The organism is Gluconobacter sp. P5E10 (assembly GCF_018812145.1).
In the GTDB taxonomy this organism is placed as follows: Bacteria; Pseudomonadota; Alphaproteobacteria; order Acetobacterales; family Acetobacteraceae; genus Gluconobacter; species Gluconobacter cerinus.
In genome coordinates, this window is sequence record NZ_JACRVZ010000001.1 from 367,543 (window position 1) to 387,520 (window position 19,978).

The following is a 19,978-nucleotide window of genomic DNA, read 5'->3' on the forward strand; positions in this document are numbered from 1 at the left end:
GCACCATGACAAAGGCCGCTCAACCCTGCAAGTGCGCGCACCCTTACCATTCCGTCACGTAGCGGAAATGGGTATTTTGAGGGCCTTCTCTGGTCCCTCTCCATTGACCCATGGGCACACGGGTCCTATCTCCACCTGACGTGAAAATCGTCATTGCCCGGTTTGGGAGGTCTTTCCGATGGTGGAAAGAGCTTTTCCGGCCGGGTGCTCGGCATCTCAAGGTTCAGCATGTTCGCACGCCTCGCACGCGCCCTTTTCGGCTCCGCCAATGATCGTTCGCTCAAGGCGTATCAGCGCCGTGTGCCGGAGATCAACGCTCTGGAGCCCACGGTTCAGGGGCTCAGTGACGAGCAGCTTCAGCACAAGACTATAGAATTCAAGGAGCGGGTCGCCCAAGGCGAAACCCTTGATAAACTGCTGCCTGAAGCTTTTGCCGTCTGCCGTGAGGCCTCCCGCCGTGTTCTGGGCAAGCGTCATTTTGACGTGCAGCTGATCGGCGCGATGGTTCTGCATGACGGTCGCATTGCGGAAATGCGGACCGGTGAGGGCAAGACCCTTGTTGCGACGCTGGCTGTTTACCTGAACGCGCTGTCCGGCAAGGGCGTGCATGTTGTGACGGTGAACGATTATCTGGCCCGTCGTGATGCCGAGGAAATGTCGGTTCTTTACAGCTTCCTCGGTCTGACAACCGGCGTGATCATCCCGAATCTAAGTGATGAAGAACGTCGTGAAGCTTACGCAGCAGATATTACTTACGGAACGAACAACGAGTTCGGGTTCGATTATCTGCGCGACAATATGAAATATTCGCTCGGCGATATGGTGCAGCGTCCGTTCAACCACGCAATCGTGGATGAGGTGGATAGCATCCTGATCGACGAAGCCAGGACGCCCCTGATCATCTCTGGCCCGGCAGATGACAGCTCCGACCTTTATCGGACTGTTGATGCGGTTGTGGCCAAGCTGGTGCTGGAGCCGGAAGCTTACGATAAGGATGAGAAGCTGCGCAGTGTTACGCTGACGGAAGCTGGCTCACACCGTATCGAAGAGCTCCTGAACCAGGACGGTGTTCTGCAGGAAGGTGGTCTGTACGACATTCATAACGTGGCTGTTGTTCACCACGTTCAGCAGTCGCTTCGCGCCTATACGCTGTTTACGCGGGATGTTGATTACATCGTCCGTGACGGCAAGGTGATCATCATTGATGAATTCACCGGACGTATGATGGACGGCCGTCGTTATTCCGATGGCCTACATCAGGCTCTGGAAGCGAAAGAGCACGTCGAGATCCAGCAGGAAAACCAGACGCTCGCATCCATCACATTCCAGAACTACTTCCGCCTGTATCCGAAGCTCTCCGGCATGACGGGTACGGCTATGACGGAGGCGGATGAGTTTGCGGAAATCTATAACCTGACGGTTGTTGAAATTCCGACGAACCGTGCCGTCAAGCGGATTGATACGGACGATGAAGTCTATCTGACTGCGGGCGAAAAATATAACGCCGTTGCAGATCTGATCCAGGAAGTGAGCGCCAAGGGGCAGCCAATCCTGGTGGGTACGACGTCTATCGAAAGAAGCGAGTACCTTTCCAGTATTCTGGATCAGCGCGGCATCAAGCATAGCGTGCTCAATGCGCGTCATCATGAAAAAGAAGCCAGTATCATTGCGCAGGCTGGCGCGCCGGGTGCGATTACGATTGCCACGAACATGGCGGGTCGTGGAACGGACATCAAACTGGGCGGCAATATCGAGATGCTGACCCATGCTTATACAGATGGGATCGAGGATGACGCAGAGCGTGCGCGCATCACCGAAGAAATCCGTGCAGCCGTTGAAGCCAATCATGGCGCAGTTCATGAATCCGGCGGCCTATATGTCATCGGGACGGAGCGTCATGAGAGCCGTCGTGTTGATAACCAGTTGCGTGGCCGTTCAGGGCGTCAGGGTGATCCGGGTAATTCCCGCTTCTTCCTGTCCCTCGAAGACGATCTGATCCGCATTTTCTCTGGCGACCGTATGGGCGCGATGATGCAGAAGATGGGTCTGAAGGAAGGGGAGGCGATTGTTCACCCCTGGCTGAACAAGGCCGTCGAGAAGGCTCAGAAGCGCGTTGAAGCCCGTAACTTCGACATGCGCAAGAACACGCTGAAATACGACGACGTCATGAATGACCAGCGCAAGGAAGTGTATTCCCAGCGCAAGGAATATATGTCGTCCGAAGATCTGTCGGGTGTGATTGCGGAACTGCGCCTGCACACCGTTGAAGATCTGGTTCACGCCCACATTCCTGAGAAATCCTTTGCAGAAGCTTGGGATACGGCTGGGCTCACGGCTGAAATTTCCCGCGTCCTGAATCTTGAGCTTCCGATCGCTGACTGGGCGAAGGAAGACGGCATGGACGCTGACAGCGTGATCGAGCGCGTGGAAGCTGAAGCCCAGAAGGCTCAGGCTGCCCGGACGGCCAATATGGGGCCGGACCTCATGCGCATGATCGAGAAGCAGGTTGTTCTCACCACGTTCGATGCCGTCTGGAAAGAGCATCTGCATGGGCTGGATCAGCTTCGCCAGGGTATCGGCCTGCGTGCGTATGGTCAGCGGGATCCGCTGAACGAATACAAGCAGGAAGCCTTCCAGATGTTCACGGCGATGCTGGATGATATGCGCCTGCGTGTGACGCAGACGATGTGCCGGATCCAGGCTGTGAGTGAGCCGCCGCCGTATCCGGTCGTCGATAGCTCAGCACACCATGAAAGCTTTGAAGCGCCGCCAGCAGCGCCCGCACTGACGCAACCAGAGCCTGTTGTGAGCTTTGCTGCGCCGCAGGCACAGTTTGCGGCCGCGGGCTCAGTTAACGAGCCGGATGCAGCGACGCTTCAGCAGTGGTATGAAGAAACGCCGCGCAATGCGCTTTGCCCGTGTGGCTCGGGCCAGAAGTTCAAACACTGTCATGGCAGGCTCGTCTGAGCCTCTGACACCCGTAGAGGAAGGAGCGACCGATGGCCGGTCATTCACAGTTTAAGAACATCATGCACCGCAAAGGTGCGCAGGATGCCAAGCGCGCCAAGCAGTTCGCCAAGATTTTGCGTGAAATCACGGTTGCAGCGCGGTCCGGTCTGCCTGACCCGGCATCCAACCCGCGTCTGCGTGCTGCTGTCACCGCAGCGCGTGAAGCAAATATGCCAAAAGACAATGTCGAGCGTGCCATCAAGAAGGCATCTGGCGCTGCTGGTGGCGAAGACTATGTGGAAGTGCGCTACGAAGGCTACGGCCCGGCTGGCGTGGCGATCATCGTCGAAGGTCTGACCGACAATCGGAACCGGACGGCCGGTGAAGTCCGTGCAGCGTTCTCCAAGCATGGCGGCTCGCTGGGTGAATCGAACTCCGTGTCCTTCATGTTCCAGCGCCTGGGTGTTGTGACGTATCCGGTCGATGCCGCCTCGGAAGACGAGATGCTGGAAGCCGCCATCGAAGCTGGTGCGGATAATGCCGTGCTGACCGAGGAAGGGCACGAGATCACCTGCGAGATGGAAAACTTCTTCGCAGTGCGTGACGCTCTTGAAGGTCGTTTCGGCGAGCCACAGTCCGCCAAGCTCGACTGGCGTCCGGAAAACAGCATTTCTCTGGATGAAGAGAAGGCCCGGACAGTTCTGAAGCTGATCGACGTTCTGGAAGATAACGACGATATTCAGGCTGTTTACGCCAACTTTGATCTTCCAGACGATGTGGCGCAGGCGCTCGCCGCTTGATCCGTCTGATGGGAATAGACCCCGGCCTGCGTTTCATGGGCTGGGGAATTATTGATGTGGATGGCAACCGCCTGAAGCATGTGGCCTCTGGTGTGATTGCGACAGATGGTCATGAATCGGTTCCCCTGCGGCTCTGTGAGCTGCACGGGAAACTCCAGAACCTGATTCGTGAGTATGCTCCCGCCGAAGCCGCGGTTGAGGAAACTTACGTAAACCGCAATGGCTCTTCCACGCTCAAACTCGGTTATGCCCGCGGCGTGGCGCTTTTGACGCCTGCCTACGAAGGCCTCCCCGTGGCAGAGTATGGTGCTATGACAGTCAAGAAATCTGTTGTGGGAACCGGGTCTGCCACGAAGGAACAGGTCACGATGATGGTGAAACGGCTTTTGCCCGGCGTCGCCATCTACAAGGCCGACGCTTCCGATGCGCTGGCTGTAGCGATCTGCCATGCCCATTATCGTGCAAGTGCGGCCTATGTAACGGCTGGAAGGCGGATGGCGTGATTGGACAGCTTACAGGGCTCGTCGGGCAGATCGAAGGAGAGCGCTGCATCGTTGACGTCAATGGCGTTGGTTATGTGGTGTCAGCGTCAATACGCACACTCTCATCTGTTCCGCAGCCTCCGGAAGTTGTGCGTCTTCTGATCGAAACCGTCGTTCGGGAAGACGCGATCCTTCTGTATGGGTTCGTGACAACGGACGAACGCGAGTGGTTCCGCCTGTTGACGACCGTGCAAGGTGTGGGCGCCAAGGTCGCGCTAGCGATCCTTTCGGCCAACTCTCCTAGTGAGCTTCTCTTGGCAATCAATGCGGGCGATCGTGGTTCTCTGACGCGGGCGGCTGGTGTTGGCCCTCGTCTAGCTGATCGAATTCTGAGCGAACTTCGCAACAAGGTTGCCAAGATGCCCGGTGGTGGCGCGTCCGCCCCTATGCCAGGCGTGGTGACCGGGCCAAACGTCGAGAATGATGCGCTTCTGGCTCTGGCTGGTCTCGGCTTTCGGCGGGCAGAGGCCTGGCCTGTTCTCAGTCGTGTTCTGGCCGAAAACGAAAATGCCTCGCTTGATCTGGCAATCCGCCTTTGCCTGAAGGATCTCGCCCGATGAGCGAATTTCGTGAAACGGACGCCGCACGCCTGCCGGACGATATTGCCGAAGGCGGCTTACGGCCTGAAACGCTCGCGGATTTTACAGGGCAAAAAGCAAGCCGTGAAAATCTGGCTATCTTCATCGAGGCAACAAAGGCCCGTGGAGATGCTCTGGATCACGTGTTGCTGCATGGACCGCCAGGTCTGGGCAAGACCACGCTGGCGCAGATTGTAGCGCGTGAACTGGGCGTTGGATTTCGGGCGACGTCTGGGCCAGTGATTCAGCGCGCTGGAGATCTTGCGGCAATCCTGACGAATCTCCAGCCTCGTGACGTGCTGTTCATCGATGAAATTCATCGTCTTCAGCCGGCGATCGAGGAAATTCTCTATCCGGCGATGGAAGATTTCCAGCTCGACCTGATTATCGGGGAAGGGCCGGCAGCACGTTCGGTGCGGATTGATCTGGCGCCATTCACGCTTGTTGCCGCCACAACCCGTGCAGGTCTGTTGGCAACGCCTCTCCGGGATCGTTTTGGTATCCCTTTGCGGTTGGTGTTCTATACGCCGGAAGAGTTGCGAGCGATCGTATCACGCGGCGCCACGAAGCTCGGGGTTCATCTGAATGATGACGGAGCAGAGGAAATTGCCCGTCGTTCTCGCGGCACGCCCCGTATCGCGGGCCGTCTTCTGCGCCGTGTTCGGGATTTTGCGCTTGTCGCAAAGAAGCCGATCATTGATCGCGCGACGGCTGATGCCGCACTTTCCCGTCTTGAAGTTGATGAGCGCGGTCTGGATGCGATGGACCGCCGCTATCTTCAGCGTATCGCAGAGCATCACCATGGTGGTCCTGTGGGTGTCGAGACGCTGGCTGCCGGTCTGGCAGAGGCGCGTGACACACTGGAAGACGTCATCGAGCCTTATCTGATTCAGGAGGGGCTCATCCTGCGGACAGCGCGGGGGCGCATGTTGGGTGAGGCTGGGTGGAGACATCTGGGCCTGAACCCGCCAGCGAGCCAGGTTGATCTTCTGTCCGGGCTCGACGACGACACGGCAGGCTGAAGAGCCACTGCCAATGAGCGGAGAAACTGATGGCAACGCATAAGATCCGTTTCCGGGTTTATTACGAAGACACGGATGCAGGTGGCATCGTCTATCATGCCCGCTATCTCGGCTTTGCGGAACGTGCGCGCAGTGAAGCCATGCGCGATGCAGGGGCTTCGGTGACGGAGCTTCTGCGCGATTTTGGTCTGGCGTTTGTCGTGCGGCAGGTTGGGGTGCGTTATCGCGCGCCGTTGCGACTCGATGATGAAATGGAAATCGAGACAGCGCTGGTTGCAATGACGCCAACGCGGTTGAAACTTGAACAAACTGTTCGAAACAGCACGAATGGCAACGAAACGGCCGTCGTCATTGACGTAGAGCTGGCGTGTCTTTCTGCCGAAGCCATGAAACCTGCCAAAATTCCGCCTCGGTGGTGTGATGCTGTTCGAAAACTCGAGGCTGGAGAGGTCTGACCCACTTTCCTGTTTCCTCACGAAGTGCAATGGAGAGTCCTGACCCGTAAGGGACAGGATCTGGACAGGAGAGAACAGTGGATCATGAGGTAAGTTCGAGTGCGCTTGGGGCGGTCGGTGCGGCCGGTCTGTCGCCTCTGGACCTGTTCCTGCACGCGTCCATCGTCGTTAAGCTGGTCATGGTCGGGCTCGTCCTGTGCAGTGCAGGCGTGTGGGCGATCATTGCGGAAAAAATCCTTCTGATGCGTCGCGTCAATCGCGAAGCAACGGAATTTGAAGACCGTTTCTGGTCCGGCGGTTCGCTGGACGACCTTTACGAATCTGATGGCGCACGCCCGACACATCCGATGGCTGCCGTGTTCGGCGCTGCCATGGGCGAATGGCGTCGCTCGGCACGGATTGTCGGAATTGATCTGGCGCGCGGTGGCGTGCGGGACCGTATCGACCGTGCCATCAACATCACCGTTTCGCGCGAAAACGACCGTCTGGGTCGTCGCGTGATTTTCCTTGCCACGATTGGCCCGGTTGCGCCGTTCGTCGGACTGTTCGGAACGGTCTGGGGTATCATGCATGCGTTCGGCTCAATCGCTGCCATGCACAACACCAATCTCTCCGTTGTGGCTCCGGGTATTTCCGAAGCTCTGTTCGCAACGGCGATTGGTCTTGTGACCGCTATCCCCGCCTATGTGGCCTATAACGTCATCAGCAACTCGCTGGACAAGTTCGCGGACCGCATGGATGCGTTCGGGACCGAATTTGCCGCCATTCTTTCCCGTCAGTCGGAAGAACGTGCGGACGAGACGTCCAGCGGGAAGGCCTGATCCATGGGGATGTCCGCTGGAGGAGGTGGGCGTATGGGTGGCCGTCGTCGGCGCCCCGCGTCTGAGATCAACGTTACGCCGCTTGTGGACGTCATGCTGGTGCTGCTCATCATTTTCATGGTGACAGCGCCGATGATGACCAGTGGCGTCAATGTCGATCTGCCCAAGACGGATGCCAGCCCGGTCAATGCTGACACCAAGCCGATCACGGTTTCCCTGCGCAACGATGGTTCGTTGTACCTGGGGGAAGACCCGATCACACCCGAGCAGCTTGTGGACCAGCTCAAGGTCCAGTCCCAGAACGATCCGAACCATCGGATCTTTGTCCGGGCTGATGCACATATCGACTATGGTCGCGTGATGCAGGTCATGGGACAGATTACGTCTGGCGGCTTTACGCATGTGGCACTGCTGGCTCAGCAGCCTCAGAGCGGCCAGTAAGAGGACACCGCAGTGGTGCGTCCACGTCGTTCGGACAGGCGTCGCTTTCGCAACGCGCTTCTGGGTTCAGTCGGTGTCCATGCGGCACTGATCCTGTACCTGGTTGTGCGGATCCCGTTCGAGAAACCACCTGAACCGCCGGAGCCTCCGGCGGTGCAGATGGAATTTGAGGAGGCAGGGCCTCCCACCCATCCCATCAAGGCTGACCATCCGGCTCCGAAGCCGGCTCCTGCGCCTGCGCCCGTGAAGAACGAGGCTCCTCCGTCTCCGACGCCTCCTCTAAAGGCGCCGACGGAAGAACCGCCTCCGCCACCGCCGCCGCCGCAGCCTGTTCCGCCTACGCCTGAGACCAAGCCTCAGCCTCTGCCGCCGACGAAGCTTCCGCCAAAAATTACGGAACCGTCGCCTGAGCCTGTTCCTGCGTCTCCGCCGAAGCCGTCTTCGCCGTCAAAGTCTACAATGGTGGCTCCCCCGAGCCCGCAGACACAGAAGGCTGACAAGCTGCCGGATACGCCGAAGTTCTCGCATCTGACCCAGCCGAATGCGTCCAAGAATACGCAGGCGGACAGTCACTCCCTGCTGGCCACACTGGATAGTTTCCGGTCTGACCAGAAGCAGACGCATGCACCCAAGGCGAAGGCCAATCCGCCACAGGGTGGTGCGCCGGATGGCGGCGGTGTGCCGAATGGCGATATCACTAAGTCTCTGTCCATGGCGGATCAGAAGGCGATCGGTGGCTCCGTGCGGCGTTGCTACACGGAAGACACGGAAGCACGGAACTATGCGAGCTTTGTCGCGCATCTGATTGTGACGGTGGATGCAACGGGTGAGGCGCGTCTTGTGAAGTATGCTCCTGATACGGCAGCGAAGATGGCGTCAGACCCATCCTATCGTGTGCTGGCCGAGCGTGCGCGGGATGCGGTTCTGAGCCCGACCTGTGCCCATCTCCCCATTCCTTCCAACCTGCTAGGCCAGACGCATCAGCTGCGTTTTGTCTTCAGGCCGTAAACCCTAGAGGAATCATCATGACCTTCATTTCCGATTCCGAAGCTGATGCTCTGAGCGCGCTGCTGTCGCGCCGTTCCATCCTCGGTGCCACAGCCGCGGCTGGTGGTCTTCTTGCAACCCCGCTTTCCGCTTTTGCGCAAGGAACTGCGGCCGGTGGGGCTGGGGAAGCTGAAATTACCGTAGATCAGGCCCGTCAGGCGCCTATTCCGATTGTCATTCCGAGCTTTGGTGCTGGAATGGGTGAACAGATCTCCAGTGTCATTTCTTCCGATCTGGCTGGGACTGGCCTGTTCAAAGTGATGACAGGCGATGTGTCGCCCAGTGGCACGCCGGATTTCAGTGCGCTCAAAGCTCAGGGCGCGCGCGCTGCTGTTGCCGGACGTGCAGTTGGTTCGGGCAGTGTTCGCGTTGAGATGCGCCTGTGGAATGTTGTTGCCGGTGAGCAGCTTCAGGGTACGGCCTATACGGCGTCGCCATCCAACTGGCGTCGGATTGCACATATTATTGCTGACGTGATTTACGAGCGGATGTTGGGCGAGAAGGGGTACTTCGATACCCGTATCGCTTATATTGCCCGTACAGGTCCGCGCCGTCATCAGATCACCCGTTTGGCGCTGATGGATCAGGACGGGTTCAATTCCCGGATGCTGACAGGCGGCCAGTGGCTGACCCTGACGCCGCGCTTCAACCCGGCGCGCGATCAGGTTGCGTTCATGTCGTATGCGAACAACCGTCCGCGCGTGTATCTGTTTGACCTGGGCTCTGGCCGTCAGCAGATGCTGGGTGAGTTTGACGGCATCTCCTTCGCGCCGCGCTTCTCTCCGGATGGAAGCCGCGTTGTTCTGTCTGCAACGCGCGGTGGTGGATCTGACATCTTTGTTGTGGATCTGGCCTCCCGCAGCAAGCATCAGATCACCAGTTCTGGCGGTGCGATTGATACCAGCCCGTGCTTCAGCCCGGATGGCAGCCAGATCGTGTTCAACTCCGATCGTGGTGGTAGCCCGCAGCTTTACATCATGGGGGCATCGGGCGGTGGTGCACGCCGGATTTCCTATGGCTCTGGCCAGTATGGATCTCCGGTCTGGTCACCTCGTGGTGATCTGATTGCCTTTACCCGCATTGGGCATGGTGGCTTCTCTCTGGGCGTCATGAACCCGGATGGTACGGGTGAACGTATCCTGACACAGGGCTTTACTGTTGAGTCTCCGACGTTCTGCCCGAATGGCCGCGTGCTGGCGTTCTGCCGTCAAAGCGCTTCGGGTGCGGGCGGTGCCGGGTTTGCGTCTGGCATCGGTACAATCGACATCACGGGCTTCAATGAGCGCCCAATTCGCACGGCAACAGGGGCTTCTGACCCAGCCTGGTCTCCACTGAACGGCTGATCAGCTTTTCCCTCCCCGTTGGCAATGATCAACGGGGAGTATTTTTCCCTGAACAGATCTGGAGCGTTCGCTCGATCACACAGGGGCACGAAACATCTGTCCTGATGAAATGCGTAAAAAATGGCTTCGAACGGAGTCGATTTTGGGCGTTCTCTCCAGGTGTCAGAGTCCGGCGTTCCATCGCATCTTCTGTAAATCGACTTTAGCGCCTCAGCTCCCGGATTGAATGTGCCCCGCATGCGGCGCTTGGCTGATACGCAAGGCTTGCATGAGGATAAAACGATTAAAGAATGTTCAGCAAAACAACTGGCAGAATTCCGCCACATTCCTGTCTAACTGCTGTGACATTTATGTTGCATTTTCTAGTTTCGAAACAGAATCGTTCTCTGGCTCGGGGGTAGGCCCTCACAGGATGCTTGACCCCGGATTTAAGTCATGGGTATGGGCGCTAGTGGCCAGTGCTTTTCCAGTGGTTCGCAGAGAGTTCGTAAAGGATTCTTGAGCGTTCCTGAGTGGAAGGGTGTGTGGTCCGGAACAACGCGGCAATATGCCGCATTTCGGTTTCTGATACGGAACCGTTCTCAGGGTTGAGACACATGAAGTTCAAGGTGTTTGGTGCGCTTGGTCTGGCGCTTGTTCTCGCAGCCTGCTCCGACGGCAAAACCGATACGGGCAACAGCACCGGTGCTGGCGCAGCCACGCAGGAAGCCGGCCCGACGCCGGGCAGCGAAGCTGACCTGGTTGCCAATGTTGGCGACCGTATCTTCTACGAGCTGAATGTATCCCAGCTTTCTGAAGAAGCTCGTGCAACGCTGGACAAGCAGGTTGCATGGCTTGCGAAGTACCCGCAGGTCAGCGTTCAGATCGCTGGTAACTGCGATGATCGCGGCACCGAAGAATACAACATTGCTCTCGGCCAGCGTCGTGCGAATGCTGCTCGTGACTACCTTGTTGCCAAGGGCGTGAGCGCTTCCCGCATCACGACGATTTCCTACGGCAAGGATCGTCCGACGGCTGACGGTGACGATGAAGCCTCATGGGCTCAGAACCGTAACGCGATCACCTCGGTTCGCTGAACCCAGGTCATCCGTCTGACGGACTGACAGTTTGAACGGCCGGGGGAGTTTATCCCCCGGCCGTTTCTGTTTTAAGACTGTTCATCAGCCGAACTCGCCGGTGATTGCGAGAGGGCGCTCAGGCCGGGCGTCAAACATGTTTCAGGAGATCTTGCATGGCCCTGTCCCGTCCCCTCCGTGCCGTCATGCTCGGAACGGCGCTTTCTGTGCTTTGTCCTGTCCTGCCAGTCATGGCTCAGGACGCGTCAGATGGTGGGGGTATTTCCTCCCGCGAGGCGATTGCCCTTCAGGACGAAATTGCCTCATTGCGGCAGCAGCTTTCGCAGATCCAGAATAGCGGGCCTTTGCCTGCGCCGAGTTCGTCATCATCGCGTGGTTCCTCCTCGTCGGGAACTGATGGCAACATGACGGCCCAGCTTCTCGAGCGTGTTGCTGCGCTTGAAGAGCAGAATCGTCAGATGCGGGGTGAGCTGGATCAGCTCAGCAACGCGCAGAAGGAAACGCAGGCCAATCTGTCCAAGCAGATTTCTGACATGCAGTTCGCCTCCCAGAATGGCGGCGGTGGAGGTGGAGCGTCTGCTCCTGCCGCCGCCGGAGCTGCGGTAGCCACGTCTAAAGCAGCAGAGACAGCGCCTGCGTCTTCCGATGAGGCCCCCAAAACGGCTCTTGAAGCTTTGAAGGCCGGCAATGCTGCCCTCAAGGCTGGCAAGTATGAAGATGCTGAAACGAATGCACGCTTTGCCGTGAAGACCGCCAAAAGCGCTTCGGGTAAAATGGATTCTCAGTTTCTGCTGGCTCAGTCCCTAGCGGGGCAGAAGCAGTATCGTGAGTCTGCAGTCGCCTATTACGACGCCTACAATAAAGCTCCGAAAACGCCGAAAGCACAGGACTCCCTCCTGGGTGTTGCGGCTTCTCTGCTGGCTATGGGCGATAAGAACTCGGCCTGTCAGGCACTTGATAAGCTGAAGACCGAATTCCCGACACCGACGCCTCGCGTCAAATCGGCAGCAGCGACGTTCCGTGGGCGTGCAGCCTGTCACTGATGTAAAAACTCCCATCCAGGCGGCAGAGTTTTCTGCCTGGATGGAGTCTTTGGGGCCTTGGTTGCCTGATGCGCCAATCGCGCCGGTCGGGCTTGCAGTTTCCGGAGGCGCAGATTCTCTGGCGCTCGCATGGCTTGCACATCGTTGGCGCCAGTATGTTCTCGCCTTCATTGTTGACCATGCCTTGCGTCCCGAGTCCGCGGCAGAAGCAAGACTAACGGCTCAAAGGCTGTCCGAGATGGGCGTGGAAGCCCGGGTATTAACTCTGGCGCCATTTCCAAAGGGGCGGCTTCAGGAGCGAGCCCGGGATGCGAGATTTGATGCTCTGGAACGGGCATGTGTCGACGCAGGGTGCCTGGACCTTCTGGTGGCGCACCATCTTCATGACCAGGATGAAACCGTCTCGATGCGGCATGGTGCTGGAAGCGGACAGGCCGGTTTGGCTGGGATTGCTGCCTCTGCCATTCGGGGGCGGATCAGGATTGTTCGGCCGTTGTTGGCCTGTCATCCCGAACGCCTGAGAGGGACGCTGCGAGCTGCCAGCCTGAGTTGGGTCGAAGATCCTTCCAATCAGAATCGTCGATTTGAACGGGTGCGATGGCGCCAGGACCTGACGCAGAGCGAGCGGATTCAAGCTCGCGAGTGGCAAGCGAGCGCTGTGCTGAACCGCGCGCTAAAAGATGCTGGTCTAGCTGACTTACTGGCGAATGAGGCCGTATGGCATCCTGCGGGCTGGGTTTTCTTAAGAAAAAACGGCGTTTGCGAGGACAGCGTGTCTGCTCTGGTGCGGTTGGTTTCTGGCGGTCGTTATCGTCCATCGCGTGAAAAAGTCCTGTCCCTCATAAAGCAGGGACGAGGCTCACTCGGGGGCGTGATCATGCGGACAGCTGGGCGGTTTGGGGACGGCGTTATCTTTGTCAGAGAAATGCGATCTTTAGAGGCCTCTGTCTGTGCTGCCGGGGAGCCTCTCTGGGATGGGCGCTGGCGATGCCTGCAAGAGGATGTACCTGAAGGAACTCTTATTGGGGCTCTTGGAACCGGGGCTCAGGGTCTTGATGCCAGACGATTGGGAATTCCTGTCGAAGCGTTACAGGCGCTCCCCGCTCTCTGGCGCGACGGCCGTGTCATAGGGTTGCCAGATCTTCTGGAAAGGGCCGGAACGGTTCCATTCGTCTGGGCTGGAGGGGTTCCAGTTACCGGCGAAAACGGCGTAAACGGGTGAAAAGCGTACCAAAATGCGTGGAAATGCGTTTTCCTGCCCTTGATGGGGTAGGATCATGGGCAGGACCGCCTATGTTATGAAGTCAACGCAGACTATGACGTCGGCCTGTTGAGATGATGAAGCCCCGCTGCATCTGACGGACAGTCTGAAGGACGACAGAGAACGAGATGAACAATTTAGGCCGTAACGTTGCGATCTGGGTGGTCATCATCATGGTCGGAATGGCAGTGCTGACCGCCTTCCAGCCCGGTGGAAGCCAGCATGCTGCCCAGCAGATCGCCTATTCCGATTTTGTCCATGATGTGGACGAGCACCAGGTGCGCTCGGTGGTTATCCAGGAACAGAATATTTCTGGAACACTGACGAACGGTACCTCCTTCGAAACCTATGCACCGATGGATCCGGGCCTTCCGGCTCGTCTGACCGGCGCGGGTGTTGAAGTGACAGCCAAGCCAATGGATAGCGGTGAGAACTCCATCCTGCGGTATGTGGGAAATTATCTTCCCGTTCTTCTGCTTGTTGGCCTGTGCTTTATGGTGTTTCGCCAGATGCAGGCCGGTGGTGGCCGTGCGATGGGTTTTGGCAAGTCCAAGGCTCGTCTGCTGACGGAAAAGACGGGCCGCGTCACATTTGACGATGTGGCAGGTATCGATGAAGCCAAGGCTGAACTCGAGGAAATCGTCGAATTCCTGAAAGACCCGCAGAAGTTCACGCGTCTGGGCGGCAAGATCCCCAAGGGCGCCCTGCTGGTCGGCCCTCCGGGCACGGGTAAGACGCTTCTGGCCCGTGCCATTGCGGGTGAAGCCAATGTGCCGTTCTTTACGATTTCCGGTTCGGACTTCGTGGAGATGTTCGTTGGTGTCGGTGCATCCCGTGTGCGTGACATGTTCGAGCAGGGCAAAAAGGCTGCTCCGTGCATCATCTTCATCGATGAAATTGACGCCGTTGGCCGCCATCGTGGTGCCGGTCTTGGTGGCGGCAATGATGAGCGCGAGCAAACTCTCAACCAGATGCTCGTCGAGATGGATGGTTTTGAGAGCAATGAGGGCGTTATCCTGATTGCAGCAACCAACCGTCCGGATGTTCTAGATCCGGCTCTGCTGCGTCCGGGGCGTTTTGATCGTCAGGTCGTTGTGCCGAACCCTGATGTTGCCGGTCGCGAAAAGATCCTGCGCGTTCACATGAAGAAAGTACCGCTGTCTTCAGATGTGGACCCGAAGGTGATCGCTCGTGGTACGCCAGGCTTCTCCGGTGCTGATCTGGCCAACCTTGTGAACGAAGCTGCTCTGATGGCTGCCCGTCAGGGACGCCGCACGGTCGGAATGGCTCAGTTCGAAGAGGCCAAGGACAAGGTCATGATGGGCGCAGAGCGTCGGTCCATGGTCATGACCGAAGACGAAAAGCGTTCGACGGCTTATCATGAGGCCGGGCATGCCATCTGCGCGATCTTTACGCCGGGTAGTGACCCCATTCACAAGGCCACGATTGTGCCGCGTGGGCGCGCTCTTGGTCTGGTGATGACGCTGCCTGAGAAAGACAACATTTCCTACAGCCGGAAATGGTGTCTGGCGCGTCTGGTGATTGCCATGGGTGGCCGTGTTGCTGAAGAAATCATCTTTGGCCCGGAAGAAGTCAGTGCCGGTGCGTCTGGTGATATCAAGAGCGCTACTGATCTGGCTCGCCGAATGGTCACGGAATGGGGCATGAGCGACAAGCTCGGCATGATTTCCTATGGCGATAATGGACAGGAAGTCTTTCTGGGTCACTCTGTCACGCAGAACAAAAATCTGTCTGAGCAGACGGCGCGCGATATCGACGTAGAGATCAAGGCTCTGATCGATACGGCTTACCAGCAGGCGCATCATCTGCTTCTGACGCGGATTGATGATCTGCATCGTCTGACAGCGGCTCTGCTCGAGTATGAAACCCTGACCGGAGACGATGTCGGTCGGATCATGCGGGGAGAGGCGATCGAGCGTCCGTCCGATGACGAGCAATTGCCGGATAATCGCCGCGCCTCTGTGCCAACGACACGTCCGGGCGCGTTTGATCCGGCTCCTCAGGCAGGCTAATCAAGCCGTTAACCGCACCGCAAGGCGCGTCATTGGAGGGGAATTTCCTCTCCGGTGCCGCGCCTTTTTCTTATCTATCGAGACAGGCAGGATTTCATAACCATGGCCAGCAAGAGGGCTCTGTTCGGGACGGACGGCATCAGGGGAACCGCAAACACCGCTCCAATGACGGTGGAAGTTTCTCAGAAGCTTGGACAGGCCGCAGGCCTGTATTTCATGCGCAGTCAGAGCCGTCGACACACTGTTGTGCTGGGCAAGGACACACGCCTGTCCGGGTATATGATTGAATGTGCGCTTGTGGCTGGCTTTCTGTCTGCAGGTATGGATGTGATCCTTGTCGGTCCGCTTCCGACGCCAGCGATTGCCATGTTGACGCGGTCTTTGCGGGCAGACCTAGGTGTCATGATCTCGGCCTCTCACAATCCCTTCACCGACAATGGCATCAAGCTGTTTGGCCCAGACGGTTTCAAGCTCTCCGATGAAGTGGAAGGGGAGATTGAAGCCATGATGGGACAGGACCTGTCTCAGCGTTTGGCTTCACCGGCAGAAATCGGGCGTGCCTCTCGTTTGAACGATGCCGCTGGCCGCTACATTGAGAATGCCAAAGCTTCCTTCCCGCGCGGACTGCGTCTGGATGGTTTGAAGATTGTTCTCGATTGCGCAAATGGGTCTGCATATCGCGTGGCACCAACTGCTCTCTGGGAGCTGGGTGCGGAGGTCATCAAGATTGGTTGTTCACCGGATGGCCTGAACATCAATGATGGTGTTGGCTCTACCCACCCAGAGACGCTTTGTGCTGCCGTGAAGGAACATGGCGCGGACTTCGGCATTGCGCTGGACGGAGATGCTGATCGTGTTCTGATCGCCGATGAGAACGGCAATCTGGTTGATGGCGACCAAATTCTTGGGTTGATCGCCCGATTCTGGAAGCAGCATGGACGTCTGCGGACCAACACGGTCGTGGCCACGGTCATGTCCAATATGGGGCTGGAGAAGGCTCTTGCGGAAGATGGGCTGGAGCTTCAGCGGACGGCCGTCGGGGATCGCTACGTCGTTGAGCGCATGCGTGAGAATGGTGGGAACCTGGGCGGGGAGCAGTCCGGGCACATGGTCCTGTCCGATTACGCTACGACCGGAGATGGGCTGATTGCCGCCCTTCAGGTTCTGGCTGTTTCGGTGGAGACCAAGAAGCCTGCCAGTGAGATCTGTCAGGTCTTCCAGCCGTTCCCCCAGCTTCTCAAAAACGTTCGCTACTCAGGGGCTAATCCGTTGAGCAGTCCCGAGCTGGCTGCTGCCAAAGCCTGGGCGGAAGAACGTCTTGCCGGGCGCGGTCGTCTGGTTCTGAGGGCCAGTGGCACCGAACCTCTGATTCGCGTGATGGCGGAAGCAGAAGACGACGCTCTGGTTCTTCAGGTCGTGGATCATGTCTGTGAGGCGATCAGAGCAATTACGGAGGCCTGACGTATGCGTGGCCGGGTTCTGACAGTAGCGGGAAGTGACTCCGGTGGTGGGGCCGGGATTCAGGCCGACCTAAAGACTATTACTGCTCTGGGCGGCTTTGGAATGAGCGCCCTTACAGCTCTGACGGCACAAAATACACTCGGCGTCTTTGGGGTGGAGGCTGTTTCCCCATCATTTGTTCGGCAGCAGATGCAGGTCGTTCTTGATGATCTGGGTGCAGATTGCTGCAAAACCGGAATGCTGGCGACTGCAGACATTGTTCATGCAGTTGCTGACGAACTGGAATGCCATCCGCATCTCCCGTTGGTGCTTGACCCGGTCATGGTGTCCACCAGCGGGTCAGCTCTTCTAGCCGACGATGCTGTAGACGCTGTGATGACCCGTCTTTTGCCCCGGGCCTTGATCGTGACCCCCAATATTCCCGAGGCAGAAGTCATGACGGGAGAGATCATTCATGATCTGGCAGGAATGCGTCGGGCAGCTCATATCCTGCAAGAGCGGGGAGCCGCGGCCGTTCTGCTTAAGGGGGGGCATATGACGGGAGAGGATCTCGAGGATCTTCTGGTCTTCCCAAATGGTGATGAGTACGTACACCGTGCAACGCGGATTCATACGCGTCATACTCATGGAACGGGTTGTACGCTTGCCAGTGCCATTGCGACGGGCATTGCACAGGCCATGGATCTTGAAGCGGCGGTGCGTCGGGCTCATGCCTATCTACGGCTCGCGCTCGCGGATGCTCCGGGATATGGCGCTGGTCACGGGCCGGTCAATCATGGCGTGACGATCCGGCCGGACTGGTACCAATCCTGAAGAGTACGCTTTAGGCTACTGTCAGTTCAGAGGCAGCTCTGGTTATTGGGCTGACAGAGGCAGGCAGGGGCTCGGCCGCTGTTTCTTCACGCAGAATGTAGCCACGTCCCCACACTGTAGAGATGAGGTTGCTGGCCCCTGCTTTCTGAAGCTTGCGGCGGAGTTTGCAGATGAAGACATCAATGATCTTCATCTCAGGCTCATCAATGCCGCCATAAAGATGATTCAGGAAAGCATCCTTGGTCAGGACAGAGCCCTTCCGAATAACCAGAAGCTCCAGAATGGCGTATTCCTTGCCCGTCAGGTGTAAGGGATTGCCCTCAACGGTGACGTTTTTCCCGTTCAGATCCAGTTCCAGATTGCCAATGCGCAGGCAAGGCTCCGAAAATCCGCGAGAGCGACGCATGACGGCCTGAAGACGGGCAACAAGTTCGCCTGAGTCATAAGGCTTTGTCATGTAATCATCGGCACCCATCGAGAAGGCACGGATTTTGGCCTGGGGGCGGAGAAGGGCAGAGAGAACGAGAACAGGCGTTGTAATCCGGGCTGCGCGGACACGGCGGATCACATCGTAACCTTCGATATCGTTCAGCATCAGTTCCAGCACCATCAGATCATAATCGTAATGCCGGAGCATCTCGATTGCTTCCTCGCCAGAGGACGTATGATCGACGGTGAAGGCAGCCGTACGAAGGGTCTGAGACAGGTGGGCTGCGGCCTGAAGATCGCTATCGACAAGAAGGATACGCATGTTTCTCAACTCCCGGATTGGTAAAGCAATGGTTACTACCCAGAGTTGTGTTTGTCGATAGATACAAATCAAAAAGCGTAAAATTTTCATCATTGCTTCATTAAAGGGTGCGTGTTCAGGGTTTGTTAAGGTTGCGCTCCTTATGGTTGTTTGATGACATCACACCTCGGAAATCCTCAGAAAATCCAGGGAAAAGGCGGGTTGAAGAGCCTTCTCGAAAAGCTCTCATCCCTGCACGTTGACGGTGCAACCGGAGTTGTTCGGGATGTAACGGGGTTGTGCATGACCATTCACGGCCTTGAGGGACTCGTTTCTATCGGTGACAGAATTAACGTGAAGGCACGTTCTGGAGTGTCGATACAGTCTGAGGTTGTAGGGTTTCATAATGCACACGCCCGGGTCATGGCTTTTGGTAGCCTTGAAGGGATTGGGCCTGGGTGTGAGGCGCGTATTTCTTTGAGTGGGCGTCAGTCTGCCGGTCTGGGTGTGAATGAAAGCTGGCTTGGAAGAGTTGTGGACCCCCTCGGGATGCCGATCGACGGGAAGGGGCCATTAGCGCCGGCATTCCAGCAACAGCCTGTCAGTGCCGCACCTCCAAACGCTGCAACGCGGGCACGGCTTGGAGAGCGCATAGATTTGGGAGTGCGGGCTCTCGATGCGTTTACAACCTGTCGGCGTGGTCAGAGGCTGGGATTGTTTGCCGGGTCTGGGGTCGGAAAATCCACTCTGCTGTCCATGCTGGCGCGCGGTGCCAACTGCGATGTGGCGGTCATTGCACTGGTCGGTGAGCGCGGTCGTGAAGTTCGTGAATTCATTGAAGACGATCTGGGGGCTGAGGGGCTGGCGCGGAGTGTGGTGGTCATTGCCACATCAGATGCCCCGCCGTTGATGCGTCGGGATGCTGCCGTTGCGGGTATGGCGATTGCAGAGCACTTTCGTGATCAGGGTAAATCCGTACTTCTGCTGATGGATAGTGTGACCCGCTATTGCATGGCCCTGCGTGAGATCGGTCTGTCAGCTGGCGAACCTCCTGCTACGCGTGGCTATCCCCCATCTGTTTTTGCTGAACTGCCGCGATTGCTGGAACGCGCGGGGCCTGGTTATCCGGGAGAAGGTATGATTACCGCCCTGTTCACTGTGCTTGTGGAGGGTGACGATCATAACGAGCCGGTTGCGGACGCCGTTCGTGGAATTCTCGACGGACATATTGTGTTGGATCGGCGGATCGGTGAGCAGGGGCGTTACCCCGCGATTGACGTTCTTCGGTCTCTGTCACGTGCCGTACCGGGATGTAATTCAGCTGAGGAAAACAGGATCACGAAGCAGGCGCGGGCGACCATGGCAACCTATGAACGGATGGCCGATATGATTCGTCTGGGGGCGTACAAGGCTGGAACGGAGCCGGACGTCGATGAGGCTGTGCGGCTTATGCCCAGGCTTGAAGAGTTTCTTTCTCAAGGCAAGAGCGAACGGTCTAACTGTGCGGAAGCGTTTGAACAGCTTTCCAGTATTGTGAATGCCGAGGCCTAGACACGATGGGAG

At 57.7% G+C, this 19,978-nt stretch carries 18 protein-coding genes; 17 read left to right on the forward strand and 1 reads right to left on the reverse strand.

Annotated features, from left to right (window positions below; translation table 11 throughout):
• Nucleotides 1-228: 228 nt before the first annotated feature.
• The 16 genes from secA (at nt 229) to thiD (ending at nt 17,685) form a co-directional block, all read left to right on the forward strand.
• Nucleotides 229-2,967: a preprotein translocase subunit SecA gene (gene secA, locus KP707_RS01625; protein ID WP_211506708.1), complete on the forward strand. Its 2,739-nt coding sequence runs from the start codon at nt 229-231 to the stop codon at nt 2,965-2,967.
• Nucleotides 2,968-2,999: 32 nt separating this feature from the next.
• Nucleotides 3,000-3,749, forward strand: a complete 750-nt coding sequence (locus KP707_RS01630; protein WP_046899943.1) for a YebC/PmpR family DNA-binding transcriptional regulator — start codon at nt 3,000-3,002, stop codon at nt 3,747-3,749.
• Entirely contained in the window at nt 3,746-4,252 is a 507-nt protein-coding gene (gene ruvC, locus KP707_RS01635; RefSeq protein ID WP_046899942.1) for a crossover junction endodeoxyribonuclease RuvC, read from the forward strand. The genes KP707_RS01630 and ruvC overlap by 4 nt, the downstream gene beginning before the upstream one ends.
• Complete coding sequence (gene ruvA / locus KP707_RS01640; protein ID WP_211501947.1) at nt 4,249-4,851, forward strand: Holliday junction branch migration protein RuvA; 603 nt, start codon at nt 4,249-4,251, stop codon at nt 4,849-4,851. The genes ruvC and ruvA overlap by 4 nt, the downstream gene beginning before the upstream one ends.
• Nucleotides 4,848-5,891 (forward strand): Holliday junction branch migration DNA helicase RuvB, encoded by a 1,044-nt coding sequence (gene ruvB / locus KP707_RS01645; RefSeq protein WP_046899940.1) that lies wholly within the window; start codon nt 4,848-4,850, stop codon nt 5,889-5,891. The genes ruvA and ruvB overlap by 4 nt, the downstream gene beginning before the upstream one ends.
• A gap of 29 nt (nt 5,892-5,920) precedes the next feature.
• Nucleotides 5,921-6,346 carry a tol-pal system-associated acyl-CoA thioesterase gene (gene ybgC, locus KP707_RS01650; RefSeq protein WP_046899939.1) on the forward strand — a complete coding sequence of 142 codons (426 nt, stop codon included), beginning with the start codon at nt 5,921-5,923 and terminating at the stop codon, nt 6,344-6,346.
• A gap of 77 nt (nt 6,347-6,423) precedes the next feature.
• Nucleotides 6,424-7,167: a protein TolQ gene (gene tolQ, locus KP707_RS01655; protein WP_046899938.1), complete on the forward strand. Its 744-nt coding sequence runs from the start codon at nt 6,424-6,426 to the stop codon at nt 7,165-7,167.
• 3 nt (nt 7,168-7,170) lie between these two features.
• Nucleotides 7,171-7,608, forward strand: a complete 438-nt coding sequence (gene tolR / locus KP707_RS01660; RefSeq protein ID WP_046899937.1) for a protein TolR — start codon at nt 7,171-7,173, stop codon at nt 7,606-7,608.
• A gap of 12 nt (nt 7,609-7,620) precedes the next feature.
• Nucleotides 7,621-8,616: an energy transducer TonB gene (locus KP707_RS01665; protein ID WP_211501948.1), complete on the forward strand. Its 996-nt coding sequence runs from the start codon at nt 7,621-7,623 to the stop codon at nt 8,614-8,616.
• A 17-nt stretch (nt 8,617-8,633) separates the two neighbouring features.
• On the forward strand, nt 8,634-9,998 hold the full coding sequence (tolB, locus tag KP707_RS01670; protein WP_086634401.1) for a Tol-Pal system beta propeller repeat protein TolB: 1,365 nt from the start codon (nt 8,634-8,636) through the stop codon (nt 9,996-9,998).
• 596 nt (nt 9,999-10,594) lie between these two features.
• Nucleotides 10,595-11,074, forward strand: a complete 480-nt coding sequence (gene pal / locus KP707_RS01675; RefSeq protein ID WP_046899934.1) for a peptidoglycan-associated lipoprotein Pal — start codon at nt 10,595-10,597, stop codon at nt 11,072-11,074.
• 155 nt (nt 11,075-11,229) lie between these two features.
• On the forward strand, nt 11,230-12,117 hold the full coding sequence (locus KP707_RS01680; RefSeq protein WP_211501949.1) for a tetratricopeptide repeat protein: 888 nt from the start codon (nt 11,230-11,232) through the stop codon (nt 12,115-12,117).
• A gap of 61 nt (nt 12,118-12,178) precedes the next feature.
• Nucleotides 12,179-13,339, forward strand: coding sequence for a tRNA lysidine(34) synthetase TilS (gene tilS / locus KP707_RS01685; RefSeq protein ID WP_249202719.1), 1,161 nt, complete (start codon nt 12,179-12,181; stop codon nt 13,337-13,339).
• Between the two features lie 167 nt (nt 13,340-13,506).
• Nucleotides 13,507-15,411, forward strand: coding sequence for an ATP-dependent zinc metalloprotease FtsH (gene ftsH / locus KP707_RS01690; protein ID WP_064273855.1), 1,905 nt, complete (start codon nt 13,507-13,509; stop codon nt 15,409-15,411).
• 102 nt (nt 15,412-15,513) lie between these two features.
• Nucleotides 15,514-16,872: a phosphoglucosamine mutase gene (glmM, locus tag KP707_RS01695; protein ID WP_086634403.1), complete on the forward strand. Its 1,359-nt coding sequence runs from the start codon at nt 15,514-15,516 to the stop codon at nt 16,870-16,872.
• Between the two features lie 3 nt (nt 16,873-16,875).
• The gene (gene thiD / locus KP707_RS01700) at nt 16,876-17,685 is read left to right on the forward strand and encodes a bifunctional hydroxymethylpyrimidine kinase/phosphomethylpyrimidine kinase (RefSeq protein WP_211501950.1); all 810 of its coding nucleotides are present in this window, start codon (nt 16,876-16,878) and stop codon (nt 17,683-17,685) included.
• Nucleotides 17,686-17,695: 10 nt separating this feature from the next.
• Here thiD and KP707_RS01705 read toward each other — a convergent pair whose 3' ends face one another.
• Nucleotides 17,696-18,436, reverse strand: a complete 741-nt coding sequence (locus KP707_RS01705) for a response regulator transcription factor (RefSeq protein ID WP_211501951.1) — start codon at nt 18,434-18,436, stop codon at nt 17,696-17,698.
• Nucleotides 18,437-18,589: 153 nt separating this feature from the next.
• Here KP707_RS01705 and fliI point away from each other — a divergent pair, with 153 nt between their 5' ends.
• A complete protein-coding gene (gene fliI / locus KP707_RS01710) occupies nt 18,590-19,966 on the forward strand; it encodes a flagellar protein export ATPase FliI (RefSeq protein ID WP_211501952.1) in 1,377 nt (458 codons plus the stop codon).
• Nucleotides 19,967-19,978 lie beyond the last annotated feature (12 nt).